Source organism: uncultured Zhongshania sp. (assembly GCF_963975605.1).
GTDB classification, from domain to species: domain Bacteria; phylum Pseudomonadota; class Gammaproteobacteria; order Pseudomonadales; family Spongiibacteraceae; genus Spongiibacter; species Spongiibacter aquimaris.
In genome coordinates this window covers 68309-88720 of the sequence record NZ_CAXBHN010000007.1, presented here as the reverse complement: position 1 = coordinate 88720, position 20412 = coordinate 68309, and the positions used below count along the sequence as shown (strand labels likewise).

At 50.8% G+C, this 20412-nt stretch carries 16 protein-coding genes; 8 read left to right on the top strand and 8 right to left on the bottom strand.

What is annotated here, in order from left to right; translation table 11 throughout:
* Window positions 1-219: 219 nt before the first annotated feature.
* Complete coding sequence (locus AAC007_RS08490; protein WP_296436232.1) at window positions 220-1530, top strand: DEAD/DEAH box helicase; 1311 nt, start codon at window positions 220-222, stop codon at window positions 1528-1530.
* Window positions 1531-1702: 172 nt separating this feature from the next.
* Entirely contained in the window at window positions 1703-2197 is a 495-nt protein-coding gene (locus tag AAC007_RS08485) for a TIGR00645 family protein (protein WP_219044135.1), read from the top strand.
* A 12-nt stretch (window positions 2198-2209) separates the two neighbouring features.
* Here AAC007_RS08485 and AAC007_RS08480 read toward each other — a convergent pair whose 3' ends face one another.
* From AAC007_RS08480 to AAC007_RS08460, 5 genes are all read right to left on the bottom strand, one after another.
* Entirely contained in the window at window positions 2210-2728 is a 519-nt protein-coding gene (locus tag AAC007_RS08480; protein WP_339675962.1) for an AAA family ATPase, read from the bottom strand.
* Between the two features lie 46 nt (window positions 2729-2774).
* Window positions 2775-4163 carry an ATP-dependent RNA helicase DbpA gene (gene dbpA, locus AAC007_RS08475; RefSeq protein ID WP_295872889.1) on the bottom strand — a complete coding sequence of 463 codons (1389 nt, stop codon included), beginning with the start codon at window positions 4161-4163 and terminating at the stop codon, window positions 2775-2777.
* Between the two features lie 177 nt (window positions 4164-4340).
* Window positions 4341-4547 (bottom strand): cold-shock protein, encoded by a 207-nt coding sequence (locus AAC007_RS08470; protein ID WP_008251819.1) that lies wholly within the window; start codon window positions 4545-4547, stop codon window positions 4341-4343.
* A gap of 259 nt (window positions 4548-4806) precedes the next feature.
* Entirely contained in the window at window positions 4807-6249 is a 1443-nt protein-coding gene (gene gtfA / locus AAC007_RS08465) for a sucrose phosphorylase (protein WP_296434167.1), read from the bottom strand.
* A gap of 175 nt (window positions 6250-6424) precedes the next feature.
* Entirely contained in the window at window positions 6425-7444 is a 1020-nt protein-coding gene (locus tag AAC007_RS08460; protein WP_339675958.1) for a helix-turn-helix domain-containing protein, read from the bottom strand.
* A gap of 368 nt (window positions 7445-7812) precedes the next feature.
* Here AAC007_RS08460 and AAC007_RS08455 point away from each other — a divergent pair, with 368 nt between their 5' ends.
* On the top strand, window positions 7813-8214 hold the full coding sequence (locus AAC007_RS08455) for a hypothetical protein (protein ID WP_339675956.1): 402 nt from the start codon (window positions 7813-7815) through the stop codon (window positions 8212-8214).
* 60 nt (window positions 8215-8274) lie between these two features.
* Here the strand turns inward: AAC007_RS08455 and AAC007_RS08450 are convergent, their stop codons facing one another.
* Together AAC007_RS08450 and AAC007_RS08445 are read right to left on the bottom strand one after the other, a co-directional pair.
* A complete protein-coding gene (locus AAC007_RS08450) occupies window positions 8275-9519 on the bottom strand; it encodes a cytochrome P450 (RefSeq protein WP_339675954.1) in 1245 nt (414 codons plus the stop codon).
* Window positions 9520-9645: 126 nt separating this feature from the next.
* Window positions 9646-11754, bottom strand: coding sequence for a hypothetical protein (locus AAC007_RS08445; protein WP_339675953.1), 2109 nt, complete (start codon window positions 11752-11754; stop codon window positions 9646-9648).
* Between the two features lie 121 nt (window positions 11755-11875).
* Here AAC007_RS08445 and AAC007_RS08440 point away from each other — a divergent pair, with 121 nt between their 5' ends.
* A complete protein-coding gene (locus tag AAC007_RS08440; RefSeq protein WP_339675950.1) occupies window positions 11876-12526 on the top strand; it encodes a TetR/AcrR family transcriptional regulator in 651 nt (216 codons plus the stop codon).
* Window positions 12527-12567: 41 nt separating this feature from the next.
* Here AAC007_RS08440 and ggpS read toward each other — a convergent pair whose 3' ends face one another.
* Complete coding sequence (gene ggpS, locus AAC007_RS08435; RefSeq protein ID WP_295872908.1) at window positions 12568-14841, bottom strand: glucosylglycerol-phosphate synthase; 2274 nt, start codon at window positions 14839-14841, stop codon at window positions 12568-12570.
* A 394-nt stretch (window positions 14842-15235) separates the two neighbouring features.
* On the opposite strand from ggpS, the gene doeB2 reads away from it, so the two are divergent.
* The 4 genes from doeB2 to AAC007_RS08415 are packed head-to-tail and all read left to right on the top strand — an operon-like array spanning window position 15236 to window position 20404.
* Window positions 15236-16429, top strand: a complete 1194-nt coding sequence (gene doeB2 / locus AAC007_RS08430; RefSeq protein WP_339675948.1) for a N(2)-acetyl-L-2,4-diaminobutanoate deacetylase DoeB2 — start codon at window positions 15236-15238, stop codon at window positions 16427-16429.
* Between the two features lie 53 nt (window positions 16430-16482).
* Window positions 16483-17721, top strand: coding sequence for an aspartate aminotransferase family protein (locus AAC007_RS08425; RefSeq protein ID WP_339675945.1), 1239 nt, complete (start codon window positions 16483-16485; stop codon window positions 17719-17721).
* Window positions 17718-18989, top strand: coding sequence for an ectoine hydrolase (doeA, locus tag AAC007_RS08420; RefSeq protein WP_339675943.1), 1272 nt, complete (start codon window positions 17718-17720; stop codon window positions 18987-18989). The genes AAC007_RS08425 and doeA overlap by 4 nt, the downstream gene beginning before the upstream one ends.
* A 53-nt stretch (window positions 18990-19042) precedes the next feature.
* Window positions 19043-20404: an NAD-dependent succinate-semialdehyde dehydrogenase gene (locus AAC007_RS08415; protein ID WP_339675941.1), complete on the top strand. Its 1362-nt coding sequence runs from the start codon at window positions 19043-19045 to the stop codon at window positions 20402-20404.
* Window positions 20405-20412: the final 8 nt, after the last annotated feature.

The window sequence follows — 20412 nt, the reverse complement described above, 5'->3', positions numbered from 1 at the left end:
TTATTTACGCAATTTTTTCACCGGTCGTACGCTGCATCAACATGCTTATCGGTCTATCACGTGCCGACATCCATTTCACGAACAAACCTTGCGCACTCCGCCCTATTCACACTCTGTAGTCTGGCGCCAAAGCCCCTTATCCAGTAAGCTGCACGCCGCTGTCACCTTGGCTGCGACCATCACGCCGCGACACGCGACATTTTTTGAGAAGATCTATTTATGAGTTTTACCTCCCTGGGCTTATCTGCCCCGATTTTGGCGGCCGTTGCCGAGCAAGGTTACGACACCCCATCCCCAATTCAAGCGCAGGCCATACCCGCAGTATTAGAAGGCCGAGACGTTATGGCCGCCGCCCAAACAGGCACCGGCAAAACGGCAGGATTTACCCTGCCAATCTTGGAATTACTGTCCCGTGGCGAACGCGCGCAAGCAAACCAGGCCCGCGTATTAATTCTTACTCCCACCCGCGAGTTGGCTGCTCAGGTTGGTGAAAGCGTGGCGACCTATGGCAAGCATCTGCCACTTCGCTCTGCCGTGGTATTTGGCGGCGTAAAAATTAACCCGCAAATGATAAAGCTTCGTCGCGGTGTCGATGTATTAGTTGCCACCCCAGGCCGCCTGCTAGATTTATACAATCAAAATGCAGTGAAATTTAAGCAGCTAGAAATTTTAGTCTTGGACGAAGCCGACCGCATGTTGGACATGGGCTTTATTCACGATATCCGCAAAATTCTGGCGGTGCTCCCCAAGCAACGCCAAAATCTGATGTTCTCGGCGACTTTTTCTGGCGATATTCGCGAGCTAGCAAAAGGCATCGTGAATAATCCGGTAGAGATTTCAGTTAGCCCAGAAAACACGACAGCCAAAAGCGTCACCCAGTGCATCTACCCGGTAGACAAAAGCCAGAAGCCAGGCCTGTTAACTCATTTGATTCACAGCAACGACTGGCAGCAAGTGCTTATCTTCTCTAAAACCAAGCACGGTGCGAATCGGCTAGCCGCCCACTTAGAGAAAGCCGGCATTGGTGCCGCAGCCATTCACGGCAATAAAAGCCAAGGCGCACGAACCAAGGCGCTAGCTGATTTTAAAAGTGGTGCGGTACGCGCGTTAGTTGCGACCGATATTGCTGCCCGCGGCTTAGATATTGACCAACTTCCCCAAGTCGTCAATTTTGACCTGCCGAATGTGCCGGAAGATTATGTGCACCGTATTGGTCGTACTGGCCGCGCTGGCGCGACCGGCAACGCCGTATCGCTGGTATGTTCGGACGATTTCAAATTATTGGCAGACATAGAGCGCCTGATTCAAGAAGTGCTGCCACGTGAAATTTTAGTGGGCTTTGAGCCAACCCACGCCTTGCCGGATTCGCGTCTAAACCAACGCCCTGCCCGCAAACCGAGACCCAAAAACCACAGCGAACACCGCGATGGCCAGCGTCCTGCAGGCAACCCGGCGAATCGCAGCAACCGAAGCAGCCGCCCTAGCGGCAACCGAAGCGGTAATACAGGACGAAGCGCTCCTAAAGCGTAAAGAATTAGCGCGCAACAATCACTTGGGATTGTTGCGCGCTATTATTTTCTTATTACAATCAATCCCCCCAATTCAATTGAAAGTAAAAATCACTCAAACACGTTGCCTTCCATGCCAGCACTATTAAAATGCCGAGCAGGAAATCATTACGCTGCCATTTAAGGTCACTCACATGCTAGAAAAAGTTTTTGAACGTATTTTGTATTCAGCCCGCTGGGTGCTTGCCCCCATTTATCTTGGCCTAAGCTTCGCGCTTTTAGCGCTCGCGATTAAGTTCTTTCAAGAAATCTTTCACGTCTTACCGCATATCTTCGAAACTAGCGAAATGGATTTGGTATTGGTGGTACTGTCGCTTATCGACATATCACTGGTCGGCGGCCTACTGGTGATGGTGATGTTTTCCGGCTACGAAAACTTCGTGTCACAAATAGACTTGGAGGATGGCGATCACAAACTTAACTGGTTGGGAAAACTCGATACCGGAAGCCTTAAAAATAAGGTTGCTGCCTCGATTGTAGCGATATCCTCCATTCACTTACTAAAAGTGTTTATGAACACAGATAACATCGATGAGGGAAAATTGATGTGGTATGTCATCATCCATCTGACCTTTGTGGTATCGGCTTTTGCAATGGGTATGTTAGACAAACTCACCCGGCACGATTAAGTCACAATAGATTTAAATTACAACGTCTACGACGTCGGTATTTGCTGTCAGGATGGTTTTACGACCTTGAAATCGGTCGTAAAACCCAAGATGCGCAGCATAAGAAAACTCGTCTTCGCGACTGGAATACTGGCCTATCCACTCAAGTAGCATCTCGACATTTGCATCCTGGGCAGCCTTAGACGAATATTTGTGCGGCTCCCAAGGTCTGGCCTTTGCGTTAGCAATACACGCCGTAACAGCCAGATTCATGAACACTATATGCCCTGCTTTTTCGCTAAGTAGTTCTAGTAAATCGGTATAACAACCCTCAACTACCCAACCGCGATTTTGCTCTGCGTTGCGCTCAACAAATGCATCCAGCAAGGCATTAACCTGGGATAGTTCAGACCGCTGCGGCGGCTCAGTCGGCTGCCAGGCGAGCGTATCAAGGTCTAAATGATCGAGGTCATGGCGAATAGCTAATGCCTTCGCCAGAGTCGACTTACCCGACCCTGAGTTGCCAAAAATTAATATCTGTCGGCAAGGCATATCCAACACCCCCTTCTAGTGTCTAGCCCTCAATTCAATCAAAAGCTTAGCCGCGAATCCGTCGAACGCGGAAGTTACGGCCTTTCAATTTACCTTCAGTGAGCTTGCGCAAACCATCTGCCGCCACATCATTTCGCACCGCAACATAGGCAGTATTGTCAAAAACATGGATTTTGCCCACATCGGTTCCCGCGATGCCGTCTTCGCCAGTAAGCGCACCAACAATATCGCCGGGGCGAATTTTTTGCTTCTTGCCACCATCAATTTGCAAACAGGCCATAGGCGGCTTGAAGGTTGGTTTGTCGAGGTGATTAATATCCGGCAAAGCCTCTGGCACCACCTTATTACCGCGCATTTCTTCGATACGGGCAATTTTAGCGCTCTCTCGATCGGTGTACAGACTACAGGCAATACCCTTGCCACCGGCGCGGCCGGTACGGCCAATGCGGTGAATATGCACTTCAGCGTCGCGGGCAATATGGTAATTGATCACCGCATCTAAGGCGTCGATATCCAAGCCGCGGGCGGCCACGTCAGTGGCCACCAAAACCGAGACGCTTTTATTGGCAAAACGCACCAAGGTCTGGTCACGCATTTTTTGATCGAGATCGCCATGCAATGCTTGAACGCTAAAACCGGCCTCGCGCAAGTCATCACAAACCTGCTGAGTTTCATGGCGGGTATTACAAAAGATAACCGTCGAGTCCGGGCGGTATCTGAGTAACAACAACTTCACCGCAACGATGCGCTGAGTATTATCGGCGACTTTAAAAAAGTGCTGGGCGATGCTGTCGTTGTCGTGGGTAGATTCAACTTTCACCAGCAAGGGGCGCTGCATAATGCGGGTGGCAATATCCTGAATCTCGTCGGGATACGTGGCACTGAAAAGCAGACTTTGTCGCTCTTTCGGAATATAGCCAATAATGGTGTCGAGGGAATCCTGGAAACCCATCTCCAACATACGATCGGCTTCATCTAATACCAACGTATTCACATTCTCTAACTTTAAAGTGCCTTTGCGCACATGTTCTTCAATACGTCCCGGCGTACCCACTACAATGTGCGCGCCGTGTTCCAGCGAACCAATTTGCGGGCCAAACGGCATGCCGCCACACAAGGTTAAAACTTTAATATTGTGGATGGTACGCGCTAGTTTGCGTAACTCCTTAGCGACTTGATCCGCCAACTCCCGGGTCGGGCACAGCACCAAGGACTGAACACAGAAGCGTTTAACATCGAGTTTTTGCAACTGCGTTAAACCAAATACAGCGGTTTTGCCGGAGCCGGTTTTACCCTGTGCAATCACGTCTTTGCCATGCAAGGTGTGCGGCAAGGCCTTGGCCTGAATTGGGGTCATTTCGGTGTAACCCAATGAATTCAGGTTGTCTAATAAAGCGGGATTTAACGGAAGGGTAGAAAATTCTAGCTGACTCACGGTGTTTTTCCTGTAGTACCGCCAGAATAAATACGCGGCGGTGGCGCAATGTACGCAGAGATAAATAGTAATGCTGAAAAGAAAAAAAGGGCAAGACCCGTAGGTCCTGCCCCTCTTAGCATTCAATCCACAAGGGTTTGAAGCTGGCTGGAACCCGAAGGCCCAGCCCATAGCAAATTACAGTGCTACGATGTTCTCTGCTTGAGGACCTTTTTGTCCTTGAGTAACAGTGAACTGTACGCGCTGGCCTTCAACCAAAGTTTTGAAGCCTGAACCAGAGATAGCGCTGAAGTGAGCGAAAACGTCTGGGCCAGATTCTTGCTCGATGAAGCCAAAGCCTTTAGATTCGTTGAACCATTTTACTGTGCCAGTAGTAGTAGACATAATTTTAATCCTGAAATATTTCAAAGGTAATTTTGATCTGAAATCAGATCGGTTAGGCTGGAAGTGATTCTATTACTTATGAAGTACAGGACGAAAACTACAGACAGGACTTCGAAATGGTGTACATAAATATAGGTCGAACTTTCTAGCTGCCATGAGTATATAGACATTTACGTGCTTGTCTACCCCTTAACACTACCAAATCCCTGCGGAATACGCTTATAAATAACGGACTTACGCAGGAATTTGGAAATAGGCATTAACACTGCAGACGACATTCCGCCAATGACTCTTCGTCTAAGTAAGTTATCGTGGCGGTATTAAAATTAAGATCGACAAAAAGGTGGCAGTAATAATCACCGTGGCGCCACGCCATTGCCACACTGGAGTCGTTGGAATAACCCAGCTCAAAGTGGCCATCAAAGGCAGGATAATTGCTCCGAAAGCGCATTAAAGCCAGCAAACGCTTCACAACGGGCTGTTCTACCGCCTCATCAATTTCTTCCATGCTGTAGTAATGACGATTGATATCTCGCAACTCGCCAGTCGCCTCCATCAACTCATTGTCATTGCAGCCGGCCAACAAGCCCACGTAATAAACCTGGGGGATACCCGGTGAAAAGAACTGAATAGCTCGCGCGGCCAGATAGGCGTCGTCATTACGCATTAATGCGTCATAAAAAGTACAGGTTAATTGGTATATTGCGCCGACGCTGTGAATATTGGCAGCCGAGCGACGCAAAATCGGGTCGGCACTGCGACTGGAAATATTGTCGATAAGAGCGCGAATCTTTTCTTCAGGCAGCACCCCTTCTACATCGGGAATGCATATGCCGTCATGGGTATCCAGTACCGTCACCATGTTTCGCGGGCACATCCGCAGCCAATTTTTTAAGTACACGCTATTGGCATCTAACAGCGAAAACAACAATAGCGGTGGCAAGGCAAAACCATAGGGATGCATATTGCGCCGACTGATGGCGTACTGATAGCTGCTATGGTCATGCACTTCAGGCAAGACTTCGGCGCCATGTATGTGCGCCACGCCGTTGATCCAATCCAAGTTGCGATATACATCGGGCTCAACTAAAAAACAGCTAGTGCCAATGCGTTTGGTCGTGTAACCAAAGGCGTCTAAGCGGAATAGCTTTACGCCGCGCTGGGCTAAAAAGCCGATGTAATTCTCCATCAGCTGGTAGGTCAGCTCAGACTCATAGTTCAAATCAATTTGATGCTCGGTAAATGTGCACCAAACCCGCCCTGTGCTGCCATCGGCGAAGTCCACCCGCCGAAACGGCTCCTTCTCTTTACGGATATGAATTTTGGCTAAATCGTCTGGTGTGATATCACCAAATTGATCGACGTGAACAAACAGGTCGGCGTATTCAGACTCGTAGCCTTTTGCGACGAAATCTAAAAACTCGGCAGACTCGTCGGAAATATGGTTTACCGTGACGTCACAACACAGATCGTATTTCGACGAGATACGCTCAATATCGTCCCAGTCGCCGTATTCAGGATCGACTTCTTTGTGAGTCAAAGGCGAAAAACCCGCGTCGGCATTAGATGGAAAAAACGGCAGTATGTGCACGCCGCCAATAGCATCCGAAAAATGCCGTTCGATGACGGTGTGTAAATCTTTGAGGTTGTTACCAAGACGATTGGGATAGCAAATCATCTGCACAGCATTGCGCAAGGCCATTCGACGGCTCCGGTCTGTGAGTGATGCTTAACCATAAACACTGCTTAGCAAGCATGCAAACAGATAGGCCGAATGACGTGTGATTAAGTGATATTTTCTGCCTTAAGTCACAAACTCCTGCAAATTAGCCAGCGCAACTCTGATTAAAATCACTGGCAAGGCAATGCCACCGTGATCAATGTCGCACTTCATTTTCAATGTTTAGCGCAGGCTCTCGCACAAAACGCTGCCGGTATTCCCGAGGCGTCATCTGACAATAGCGTTTAAACAAACGCCGAAATGCACTCTCATCCTGGTAGCCACAGCGCTGAACTATTTCCGAAAATCTTAGCTGGGTGGTTTCCAGCAATATCTTACTGCGCTCAATTCTCAGCTTTTGCGTTAAGCCTTGGGGGGACTCGCCAATCGCGTTATTAAAACGACGAATTAGGGTGCGTGGGCTTACTGCCACATTCGCCGCCAGGTCTTCAATTTTAAAATCGCGGGCCAAGTTTGCCCTAATCCACTGTTCAGATTTATTTACCACCTCGTCGCTGCTGTCGAACAAAGACAAAATCGCATACGGCGCCTGGGTAATTCGCTGACTATCTAGCATCATATATTTTGCCAGCAAACGAGCGAACGGCTTGCCGGCGTACTTCTCTATTACACTCAAACCTACATCTAAATACGAACTAGACCCAGCGCCAGTCAGCAGATTGCCAGAATAAACACATATTGCGTCTCTATCGACCTGAATAGCGGGATAGCGACGCTGCATTTCACTCTGTAACCACCACGCAGTGGTTACACGACCACCATCTAACAAACCGGCCTCTGCCAAGGCATAGCTACCGCTGCAATTGGTGGCAATGAGGTCTAAACCCGCACCATGCTCACGCAACCACTCAATCAGCTCTTGCCACTGCAGCAGGTTATCGCCCACGCTGGCCGGATTAGGAATCATAAACGCTGGACTAAACAAGGTATCGCCGGCACGAATATCATCAATACTGCCGTCCACGTCCATCCGGCATCCATTCACGCACTCAACCGAACGGCCATCCATCGACACGAAGTGCACGTCAAATAAGGGGGCCGCACTCTTCGCCGTATTCTTGGCAATCATGTTCGCAACCATAAACAAGTCCCGGTTACCTACCAAACTGCTCGCCATCGCGCCATCAACCGCAAGAATAAAGATCCGCCTACTCATACCCGCCACCAATCGACTTATTTAACTTGTTAAATGCCATATACGCCAACAATACCTTAAAAAGCGACTAGATCAAGCCAACAATCAGATTATGGCGTAAACAGCACTTTTAATGTCATATAAGACACTTTTGATGAACTAGACGCCGCCCTAAACTTGCCACATAAAACAACAGGAGGGTTCAAAAGTGAAAACACAAACGAGAAGACGCTTCTTAATCCACCTAGGTATAGGGCTAACAGGCACAGCGTTGAGCCTGAGCGGATGCAGCAACATAACGCCAGAGCCATTCCAGATAGGCGGGGTTGTTAAAGCACCGCTGGGCTGCCAGGAACTATTAGCCCGAGACAAACGTGGGGACTGCTGATATGAGCGAACTAAAGAGAGAATTGCAATATATCCACCGCGTCGTGAGCGAGCACTTCGTGCAAAACAGCGACATCGGAGAGCGCTGGGACATGCCACCAGACGGCTACACCGGCCACCAGTGGCTGCGAGACGATTGTGACGGCTTCTGTTTGGCCTGCCGCGCACTGCTAAGAAACATGGATATTCCCAGCAGGCTCGTCTACTGCGAGCTAGGAAGCAGCGGCCACTTGGTTGTAGAGGTCCAGGGCTGGATTCTGGATTTGCGCCAAAATGGCGTGGTCGCCAACACGTTGTTACCACACTACCGCTGGCTAAGAATTTCCGGGTACGAAGCCGGTGACCCTTGGCGAGAGATTGTAAACAACCGCACTACTTTAGAGGTTGCGGCACTGGATCATTAATATTCACCTTCATGAATATTAGCCAAGCTCCTCAAGAAGTGCTCTGAAAAAAACCACCCATTAAGGATTTATAAATTTATACTTAATCGGCAAAGAATTTAAACCACTCACAAAGTGGCTGGGGATATAAGTCGGCTCGCCGTTAAATTCGATGCTTTCCAACTGTGGCAATAACAAACGCAAAAACGTTTCGATCTCCATTCTCGCCAAGTGCATACCCAGGCAATTGTGGCGTCCATGACCAAAGGCCAAATGTTTGCTGCCCTTGCGAGATACATCGAAGATCTCTGGCCGGTCAATTGCCGAGGCATCACGATTGGCAGATTCAAAAAACATCGTCACGGTATCGCCCTTTTTCAGACTCACTCCGCTTAACTCGGTATCGGCCAACACAGTGCGGGCAAAATGTTTTACCGGCGTGACCCAGCGAATACATTCGTCCGCCGCCTTGGTGTAAAGGCTTGGATCATCAAGCAATGCTTGGCGCTGTTCAGGATGTTGAATGAGCGCTTGTAAGCCGCCGGCAATACTGGCGCTCGTGGTGTCGTGACCTGCAGTTGCAAGCAGCACAAAATACGATGTGAGGGTGAAAGGATCAATCAGCTCGCCATTGAGTTTCGCATTCGCTAATACGCTCGCGATATCATCTTTGGGTGCAGCCCTGCGATCCTCAGCCAACGCCGTAAAATATTCTGCCATCGCTTGCACACATTCCATAAACACCGTCATGGTGTCTTTTTCTTCGGTGGCAAAACCGTCGGGGGCAAACAACTGCTGAGTTAAGTTTAGAATATGCGCTTCGTCTTTTTCCGGTATACCAATCAACTGCAAGATCACCCGCAATGGATACCAAAATGCGATCTCACTGGCAAAATCGCACTCACCCCCCTTGTCTTTCATGCGCGCAATAAAACTTTCTGCAAGCTCCGCAACATGGCCGCGCATCTTGACGATATTGGCTGGCATAAACCAATCCCGGGTGATTTTACGCAGCGCCATGTGCTGCTCGCCATCCATGTGAACAAGGGTTTTAACACCCATAATGTCGCCGAATCGGGCCTGATTCATTTCTTCCAATGCTTGTAAAATTAAAACAGCACGGGGCTCGGCACTGAACAACTCCGGCGTAGACTCAATATAGCGAATATCCTCGTAGCGCGTGACCGCCCAGTAGGGCCTAATATCATCCGGTTCAATTAAGCAGATTGGCCTGTGCTCTCTCAACTCTGCCAGTTTGGCGCTAATGTCTGCAGGACGTGTATACGACATAGCGTCGCTGAGAATTGAATCACTGAGGTTAGACATTTTTTATTTCCCAAAACTGAGCGAGACCCAAGCAGTATTAGCTACGACTAGCACAAACCTGCGTCGGTCTCTTAGAGTTAATATAAATACCAGCACTTAATTTTGCAGCGGTATTTCACCCAACACTTAAAGTGTTTTTAAATATTCTTTTATCGCGCGCCGCTCGGTGACGGTCAACACGCTGGTAAATTCGTGACCACCATTACCTTGGCTATAAAGCTTAGTATTGTATATTTTCCGCTCTTCAATCTGCTGCGGAGTTAATATCGGCACATTGATTAAATTCCATGCCAAGCCACCATTACCCCACAACACCGATAGCGCGTCTTGTAGACTGGCGCCATTTGGATCCAGCGGATTGCAATCCACCCCAGGCGTAACCACACCAATAAGGGGTATCGGTAATCCTGATCCGCATTCTATTTTGTCGTAACGCCAGCCAATTTTTTCAGCGTCGTATCCCGTCTTAAAACTGTAGTCAAAACCCATCACAACCTTGTCAGCTAAATTAGTCGGGGCGTCAATTGAACGGCGACGCCAGATAGCAGGCCGCGCATCAGGATTTAACACACCGTCAATATCAGGCACCGAGCCATTGTGGAAATACGGCGCAGTTGCCCACACACCGTAGAGCGGCGGCGCTAAATAACCCAACTCTCGGTCGCCACGCAGCGACTCATCGGCCCAGTCACCACACAGAGAAACACCGTCGTCATTGTATGGACCGTCGGAATAGGCAAACCAGTTGTTTCGCGAATATTCCGCTACCCGCTGAGAGTTACCGTTTAAGCGCGCAGGATCGGTATTGATAATATCGATAGGCGTAATGTAAGCGGCAATACCGTCCAGTAGTGGTGAATCAAGATAGGTCTTGTCGTTTACATAGCGCGGTGAATACGCACCGTGGCAACTAGCACAAGAGCCATTGCCACCCTCGGGGCGCGATACCGGATTATTCAAACTTGGCGCCCAAAGATCTTTGGCGTGAAACAATATTGCTCCCGCCTCTGCTAGGTTTTCATCTATCTCGCCCAGCGCGGATTCAGGCCATACCGGTGCTTTTAATGAGCTTATCCACGCATCGCTATCTTGTTGATTATCCAACACCCACTGTTTTGCCGCTTCAATATCGTTGAAAAAATCGGGGAAATGAAATGACAACTCTATGCGCTTGGCGTCGGTAACTTGGCCGCCGTCATAAAATTTGGCGCTGCGACTTCCCACATTCCACCACACCGGCGGATCTTCGGTTCCGGTTGACGGTTCAGCTTGTATGGTTAGGTAAGATGGAATCGTCTCGTAGTCGGCAATCGTCAGCACACCAAAGAGCTGGAAGTTCGTTATATTGCCAGTCCCACGCACCTTGTTTTGAGAAATGATTGCCAAGGCAGCTTGCTGAGGCGCCAAACGCGCAAGCTCCGAAAACATGACGGTGATATCACTAAGACTATTGGTACCATACATCGGCCCCATACCTTCGGCCTCATCAGCCAGGCCTACCGCGCCACCATGACAGATACTGCAGGTCACATTGAGCTGACCGGTCCAAGTGCCATCCGCCTCACGAAGCTGGGTAATTCCCATTGGTAGCTGACCGCTGCCACCGCCATTGGCATTTGGATCTTCGCCAGGTAAAGGATAAGGGTTGCGCACCACCGACAGCGGCATACCCCAGCGCTGAGCCACTAACTCGTCATATTGCGCGGGGCGCTCGCTCAAGCCCCAAACAGACTTCCACATCTCTGCATAGGCATCTGCGGGGAAAGAGTAACTGGACTCACTGGCATCACCAGCAAAGAAACTCGCCGCACCGGGTCGGCCTTCTGCAGCAACCAAGGCCAAACCATGCTCTCGACGCTGGCGAAGTTCGCCGCAATTTGCGGGCTGATTATCGTCTTGACAGGTTTGCCACCACGCATTCATTAACACGGCTTTATTTTCGTTTACGCCCGGCACGACCATTTCGCGCGGATCAGCGGGAACCGCTGTGCTATCAGGTTTACCCTCACAGTAATCATGCCAGTAATGACCTCCGCGACGACTCACCAACAGCTCTTGCGAGGCAGGATTTGAACCAGAATCCCCGTCACCAGTGCCGCCACCATTGCCATTGCCATTGCCATTGCCACCACCGCCATCGGTCACGGGCTGCGGCGAGGGGTTGCTCGATGAACCGCCACATGCGCTCAGCAACAACACAGAACACGTCGTTACAACGAATAGGAATTTTTGCATTTCTAGCCTGCCTCACACATTTTTATTGTTATCTTGGTATCAAACGACATTAATGTACTTTTGTATGATTTCGATATTTGTACATTTGTACGTTATTCGTGTCAAGTGCTATGATTCGACCATGACTGAAAATACTGCTATCAATTACGCCACTCCAGCCGCTGTCCCTGCCGCTCGGTCACCGCAACAAGCCCGCGGTCGCCAGCGCTTTGAGCGCATACTAGAAGCTGCTGAGGAGCAACTTATACAGCGCGGCTTAAGTGATTTCTCAATCCCTGAATTAGCCTCGTCACTGAAATGCACACGAACCAGCATCTATCACTTTTTCCCAACGCCCTACGCCATTCTCAATGAGCTAACGCGACGCCACTTAATGACACTGGAAGAAGAAGTAGAAAAGCTGAGCTATACAATTGAAGGAAAAGCGTGGCAGGAAGTGATTACCGAGGTCGCCGATATCGTGGCCGATTATTACAACCAGCACCAAGCCGCCCGGATACTCATTCTAGGCAGCGTCGCCAGCCACGAAAGCCACCAGGCATTACACCTGACGATTTCGCATATTGGTCGTCATGTAGATACCCTGATGCGGGCGATAGGCGTGATGTTACCGAGTGAAAACCCCGACGCCAAAGCGCTCGTGGTAGAACTGGGTACGGCGTGCTTGCGACTATCGTATTTTCTGCACGGCGAAATTACGCCAGCCTATCGGCAGGAATGCGCCGTTGCGATGATCGCCTATTTAGAGCGCATCATTCAGCAAAGCCGGTAAAGCCGGTCGCGCTAGACCGGCATTTACCAAGCGGCGATTTACTATGCGACTTTGCAAGCCACCGTATTTAAGGGTGACTTGCCACTATCGCGACAGGCGTCCACCGCGCTCATAAATTCATCGCCCCACACTGTTATATCGTTGTGTTTAACCACATCATAAGCCTCACGCATTCGACTGCGAGCCTCGTCGCGTTTTAAAGTGAGCGCTAAATAGCAGGTTTTCACCAATTCAGTTCGATCATGGGGGTTTGCCAATATGGGGCCTCTCAGCTCCGCCGCCGCGCCGGCAAATTCCGACAACACCAACACACCCGAGCCGTCCGTCATCCCTTGGGTGGCAATATATTCCTTGGCCACCAAATTCAGGCCGTCCCGCAGCGGGGTAATCCACATGACATCTGCCATGCTGTAATACGCGACTAATTCCGCAAACGGCAAACTGCGGAAGAAGAACTGCAGGGGAGTCCAACCTACTTTGGCAAAGCGGCCATTAATACGTCCCACTGCTTGTTCTATCTGATTTTGCAAATCGCGATATATTGTCATTTCGCTAGCAGCCGGCACACAGACCATCATCAGCGTCACTTTGTCGTGTAGATCGGGGTACTCATCAAGTAAACGCTCGTACGCTTCTAACTGTTCAATTATGCCTTTGGTATAGTCTAATCTTCCCACCGACAAAATCATCCGGGTACCCTGTAGCTCGTGTCGCAGCTCCTCCATTCGCTGCTGAACTTTGACCTCTTTCAGCGCGTTTTCTACCCGCTTTAAGTCCAAGCCGACAGGATGAGCGCCCAAACGAATTCGGCGATCATTAACCTTAATCTCGGTACTCATTTCGTCTAACCCAACGGCGCAGCCATAGGTGAAAAAGCGCGGCGCGCAATTCATTTTTTCGGTCACCTCCAAGGGAGTTACCCCCCGCGCCACGTCGACAAAATTCTCGGACTGGCGGGGAATATGAAAGCCGATATAGTCGCACTGCAGCAGGCTGCCGATAATATCCCGGCGCCATGGGATAACGTTAAACACGTCTGCGGAAGGAAAATAAGTATGATGAAAAAAGGCGATAACCACGTCTGGGCGCAATTCCCGCAAAAACGCCGGCACCATCCATAAATTGTAATCGTGTATCCATATGGTGGCGCCTTCAGCCGCCTCCGCTGCCGCGGCCTCTGCAAAGCGGCGGTTAACATCGAGAAAGACCTGCCAGTGATCCTCTCTAAACGTCGCGCGCTCCCAGAAGGTATGCAAGGTAGGCCAAAAAGCTTCTTTCGAGAATTTTTTATAAAACACATCAACATCGCTTTTACTCAGAGCCACCCGCGACGCAACGAGATTGGGATACTGCTCGGTATCCACCTCGGTATGCGTTTCAAACTTACCATCGCTAGGCTCATGAACAGACCACGCCACCCAAGACCCCGCGCGCCCATCGGCAAAAAAACTCATTAAAGTCGGGATAATGCCATTCGGCGAGGTGGGTTTACGGCGAATAGTCTTGCCATTTTCACGAAATTCTTCATAGGGAAGCCGGTGATATACGATCACCAGATCAGACTTTCCCGGCACCGCTATATCGCGCTGCTCTGCCTCCATTCCCGCCGTACCTAAAAATCCAAAATGCGCAAAGGCTTGCAATATACCGCCACAACCTGGCTCGTCAGCGTGATACACCCGTGCGCGATTTTCGGTTCCCTGCAACAAAGCCGACTCCGACTCGCCCACGCAAACACCGATAAAGCCATGCTCGTACATAGACAGATCATTGAGAGTATCACCTGCCACCAGCACCTCTTCGTCGCTTATGCCAAGTAACTCCACCAAGCCTCGAAGGGTTGATCCTTTATTGACACCTTTCGGCAGAATGTCGAGATACAAGCCGGCCGAGTACAATAGATCGCAATCCAAATCTCGCACCGCATCTTCAAGCTCAGCACTGATAGCCTCGGCGCCGCAGAAGAAAGAGAAACGCCGCTCCTGGGGCACATCTTGACGCTGTAAATCAGGAATATGTGCCACCGCCTGCTCGACCACATGCTCGCCAGGCCAGCGCTTATCAATATCGCCCTGCAGCGGTTGAATGGCTTGTTGAGTATGGCCGTCAACGACGGTACAGCCCACATCGCAAATAATGTAATCGGGTTCAGGAATTGTCGGATCAGCCAGTAAAGGCAACACCGACTCTAGCCCGCGGCCAGTGACAAAGGCCAATTTGATTTCGGGGTGCGCCACAATCAACTGATAGAGCTTAAGGCGCTGATCGTTATCGCCCGCGAGAAATGTGCCGTCTAAATCTGTTGCTAATAGCATTTTAATACCTGCGTTTGAACGCAGAGCCCAGCTCCCACCAGACTCCGGGTGCTGTTATAAAAATTCATAACACCAACATACTACACAGCGCCACCACATATATATCTAAAGAGTTTTAGCTGCATAAGAATTGTGCAAACGGAATCATGCAGATTTTGTGCCGACAAAAAATCACCAAACACTGAAAATATGCTAAAAATGCCAGCACACGCGCTTATCGACGAATTTTAAAAAAAATCGAATTTTTATCAAAAAATATAATATTCGCATTTTTAAAAATCTCAGCGCATTAACAAATACAAAAGTGCACCAAAGTCGACCACGCTTAAGAATGTTAGAATTTATTGAAAGTTAGTTTGCCCCAACGCAAAAGCTGTGCCACAGTAAAAACGCAATGACTGATTTCTGGCTGACCACAATGGCCGCCGCGCAAACCCTGCGCCGCGACCTGCACGCCCACCCCGAGCCTGGCTGGCAAGAGGTTCGCACCGCTGAAACCGTGCGTAATACCCTCGATAAATTGGCTATACCTTGGCGCAAATGCGCCGGCACAGGCACCATTGCCACATTACAGCCGGCAACCCCACGAGACGGCGCTAAACATATCGCTCTGCGTGGTGATATAGACGCCCTCCCCATCGTTGAACAAACCGGCAAAGCGTGGTCATCTACCCAATCGGGTTGCATGCATGCCTGTGGTCACGACGGCCACACCGCAACGCTATTGGCCAGCGCACAATGGCTAAAACACAATGAACAAAGCTTGTCTGGGCCGGTCACACTATTATTCCAACCGGCAGAAGAAGGCGGACACGGCGCGCGCGAAATGATTAACGAAGGCGCATTAGACGGTATCGACGAAATTTACGGCTGGCACAACTGGCCAGCAATACCCTTCGGTAAGCTTGTCTGCCCCGACGATATTATTATGTGTGGCAACGGTACATTTAGCATTACAGTGACTGGCAAGGGCGGGCACGCCAGCCAACCCGAACTCTGCCGCGACCCTGTGCTTGCGGCCAGTGCGATCACCCTAGCTCTACAACAAATTGTGAGCCGTCGCCTGGCGCCACAGCAAGCGGCGGTGATTAGCGTCACCTCGTTTATGGCCGACAGCGGCCCCACTATTATTCCGCAGCAAGCGGTACTGGGAGGAAGCATTCGCGTTCCCGATGACGCCACCCGCGAACAAATCAACACCCTTATTACTAACGTTAGCCAGCAGACCGCACAGAGTTATGGGGTGGAATGCCAAGTGGAAATAACACCGCGTTACAACCCCACCATCAACCATGCCGCACAAGCGCAACACGTTCGCCAGCTATGGCGGGCCAGCTACGGTGACGATTCAATTGATGTGAATACCCGCACGCCGATTATGGCGTCTGAAGATTTTAGTTATTACCTGCGGGAGATCCCGGGCGCATTTGCTCTCATTGGCGCCAATGACGGTGACGAGCATCACCAAGTGCCCTGCCACAGCCCACATTACGATTTTAACGACAATTTAATTCCGCTAGTAAGCACTTTGTTCTCTCGCCTTTGCGGCGTGACGACGCCAGAAAAACCTGCACAACAAACCATCTGAAAATAGTACCCCGTCGGCATCTCGACGGACTTTATTTACATGAAGGAGTTCGCATGAGTATTTTTGAGCAACGTGAATCTGACATCCGCGCCTATTGCCGTGTTTACCCCGTGGTGTTCGACAAGGCCAGCAATGCGCGCCAAACCGACGAAAGCGGTAAGCAGTACATCGACTTTTTTGCCGGCGCCGGCGTGTTGAATTTTGGTCACAACAACCCCCGCATGAAGAAAGCCATGATTCAGTATTTAGAATCAGATGGCGTGACCCATACCCTAGACATGCATTCCACCGCCAAACGTGCCTTTATGGAACGCTTTGTAAAAACCATACTTGAACCACGCAATATGGATCACAAAATGCAGTTTATGGGCCCCACCGGCACCAATGCCGTTGAAGCTGCATTAAAAATTTCCAGACGCGCCACCGGCAGACAGGAAATAGCCGCCTTTACCCACGGCTTTCACGGCATGACCTTAGGGTCACTCGCCTGTACCGCCAACGCCTATTTCCGCGGCGCGGCCGGCGTGCCGTTAAACCACGTTTCACATCACAAATTTGGCTGCATGGAATACCTTGATCAGCTAGCCAGCTATTACGCGGATACCTCTAGCGGCATTACACCGCCCGCTGCATTTTTAGTCGAAACCATACAAGCGGAAGGCGGTGTTAACGTTGCTAGCAAAGTATGGCTGCAAGGCTTGGCAAAGCTTGCGAAAGATGTGGGCGCACTATTTATTATTGATGACATCCAAGTCGGCTGCGGCCGCACCGGAAGCTACTTTAGCTTTGACAATATGGACCTCGACCCCGACGTTGTTTGCCTTGCCAAAGGCGTTGGCGGCATGGGTACGCCCATGGCACTCAACCTCGTCAAACCCGAGATCGACAAGCACTGGTCGCCCGGTGAACACACCGGCACCTTTCGCGGCCAGTCGCTGTCCTTTGTCGCTGGCGCTGAGGCATTAAGTTATTTCGAAGATAATGAGCTGATGACCGAGGTCGGCGGTAAAGCCGAGGTCATGGCGCGGGCACTCGCCCCACTGGAGAAAAACTTTAAGGCCGTGGCTGTGCGTGGCAAAGGCATGATTCTGGGCTTGGATGTGGGCAGTGGCGAGCAAGCCAAAGCCATCGTCGACAGCTGCTTTGCCGATGGCCTGCTCATTGCCAGCTGCGGCACCGGTGGGCGCGTTGTTAAATTAATTCCGCCCCTCACTATTCCCGACGACGACCTGCAACAGGGGCTAGACGTGCTAGTACGCAACACCACTAGAGTGATGGAGGGCGTCGTATGATTGAACGCGATGATATGACATTTCCGTTTGCAGAATACGAGCGCCGCCTAAGTGAATTGCGGCTTCGTATCGCCGATCGGCGCTTAGATGCCGTGGTGATTTCTGACCCGGAAAACATCATGTACCTTACCGACTATCAAACCACCGGCTACTCATTCTTCCAAGCGCTGGTTGTACCCGTAGACGACGAGCCCTTCATGATTACCCGTGCGCTGGAAGAGTCAAACATCATCGCCCGCACTTGGGTAGAACGCACTCGCCCCTACCCCGACACCGGCGACGCCATCCAGATGTTGGTCGATGCGCTGCGGGAATTTGGACTGGCCAATAAACGTATTGGCTACGAGCGAAACAGCTATTTTTTCCCTGCCTATCAACAGGATCGCATCCACACCACCCTGACCGACGCTAAGTTGCTCGACTGCTTCGGTATTGTTGAGCAGGGCCGAATTTGCAAATCGCCCGCTGAAATACAACTTATGCGCAAAGCCGCGCTGGCCACCGAAGCGGGTATGCAAGCGGGTATAGATGCGTGCAAAGCCGGTGTTACCGAAAATGAAATTGGCGCCGCCATTAGTGCCGCCATGTTCCGTTCCGGCGGCGAGCCCCCTGCGGTCATGCCATACGTAACTTCAGGGCCGCGAACCATGATTGGTCACGCCACCTGGGAGGGGCGAGCGGTCTTACCCGGCGAACATGTCTTCCTTGAAGTTGGCGGCTGCTTCCGCCGCTACCACACGGCGATGATGCGCACCGTCGTACTCGGCAAACTCAGCGACTCCATGTATCACGCCCAAGAGCGAATGAAGCATGCCTTGCAAGCCGTTCACGAAAAAGTGCAACCCGGCATGACCGTCTCTGACGCCGACAATCTGGTGCGAAATATTATTTCTGAAAACGACGTTGGCGCGCGACTGATTACCCGATCAGGTTATTCAATCGGCATTGCCTTCCCTCCCAGCTGGGACGAAGGTTATATCGTCAGCCTTAAACAAGGGGAATCCACCGTGCTACAGCCCGGCATGACCTTCCATATTATTCCGTGGATGTGGGGAGTAGACGGCGATAAAACCTGTGGCATTTCGGACACAATTTATATTACTGACACCGGCTGCGAATCATTTTTCAGTATGGACAGAGACTTCACCGTCAAACCAGAACAGGCGGAACCGGCACTTTTAGAGTTTGATGAAGCGCGCAAAAACAAGCTGGAAAAAGCCGAAGCCAACACAAACGATGAGAAGGCCAAAGCAAAAAGCGGCGAGTAATAAATAACTTTGCTTAAGACGCTTTTGACAACACCGACATCAGCGAGGTAACCATGCTAATAGCGACGAACCCTTGTAGCGGTAAAATTATTGCCGAATATCCTAGCCTTAATAACACCGAGCTACACGAGCGCATCGGCGACGCCTTCCGCGCCGCCGATCAATGGCAGGCCTGCAGCTACGATGAGCGCGCAAACACCTTACGGGCAGTGGCCGCCGAGCTGCGTAAACAAAAAAATTACCTGGCCGAGTTAATGGCGCTGGAAATGGGAAAACCCGTCAAGGAAGGCGGCCCTGAAGTAGAAAAAGCGGCGGGCTGCGCGGAATATTACGCAGACCATGCGGCAGAACATCTGGCACCACAAACCCTGCCGTCAGACGCCAGTATTAGCTATGTTTGCCACCCGCCCCTTGGCACCTTACTTGGCATACTGCCGTGGAATGCGCCACTATGGTTAGCCTTCCGCTATCTTGCCCCCGCGCTAATGGCTGGCAACACCTGTGTGATGAAACACGACCCCAATGTCCCTGCCTGCGCAATCGCCATTGCTAAAATTTTTGCCGATGCCGGCGCGCCTGCCAACATTGTGGTAAACCTCGGCATCGACAATGACGCTATTGAAACCGCGATCCGCGATCCGCGTATCGCCGCCGTATCCTTTACCGGCTCAGGTAATGCCGGTCGAATTGTTGCCGCCATTGCCGGTTCAGAAATCAAGCCCACCGTACTTGAGCTGGGGGGCTCAGACCCCTGTATTGTCCTTGCCGACGCCGACTTAGAGGCCGCTGCAGATGTCGCGACACTGTCCCGTATGATCAACGCCGGACAATCCTGTATCGCCGCAAAACGCATTATTGTGGAAGACGCGGTATACGATACCTTGGTAGAAAAATTGCAGAGCCGCATGGCCAAATTTAAATCCGGCGACCCGCTGCTTGCCGATACCGACGTTGGCCCCATCGCCCGTGAAGATCTCCGTCAAAACCTGCATCGCCAAGTAACAGACACCATCAATGCGGGTGCCAAATGCTTATTGGGCGGCGAGTTAACTAACGGCCCCGGCTTCTTTTACCCGCCCACCTTATTGATCGACGTCACGGAAAATATGTGCGCGTTTAAAGAGGAAACCTTCGGCCCGGTAATGGTGGTTATTCGAGCCGCCGATGTTGAAGAAGCCGTGCAGTTGGCTAACGAAACACCCTACGGTTTGGGCGCCGCTGTCTGGACCAAAAATGCGGAGTTGGCCACCAGCATTGCCAATCGCCTGGAAGCCGGCCAAGTGGCAATTAACGGCATCGTAAAAACCGACTCACGCCTACCCAGTGGCGGTGTGAAAGGCTCCGGTTACGGTCGTGAGCTTGGCCCCCACGGCATTAGGGAATTCGTGAACACCAAGCAGATTTGGGTAAAGTAACTATCTAG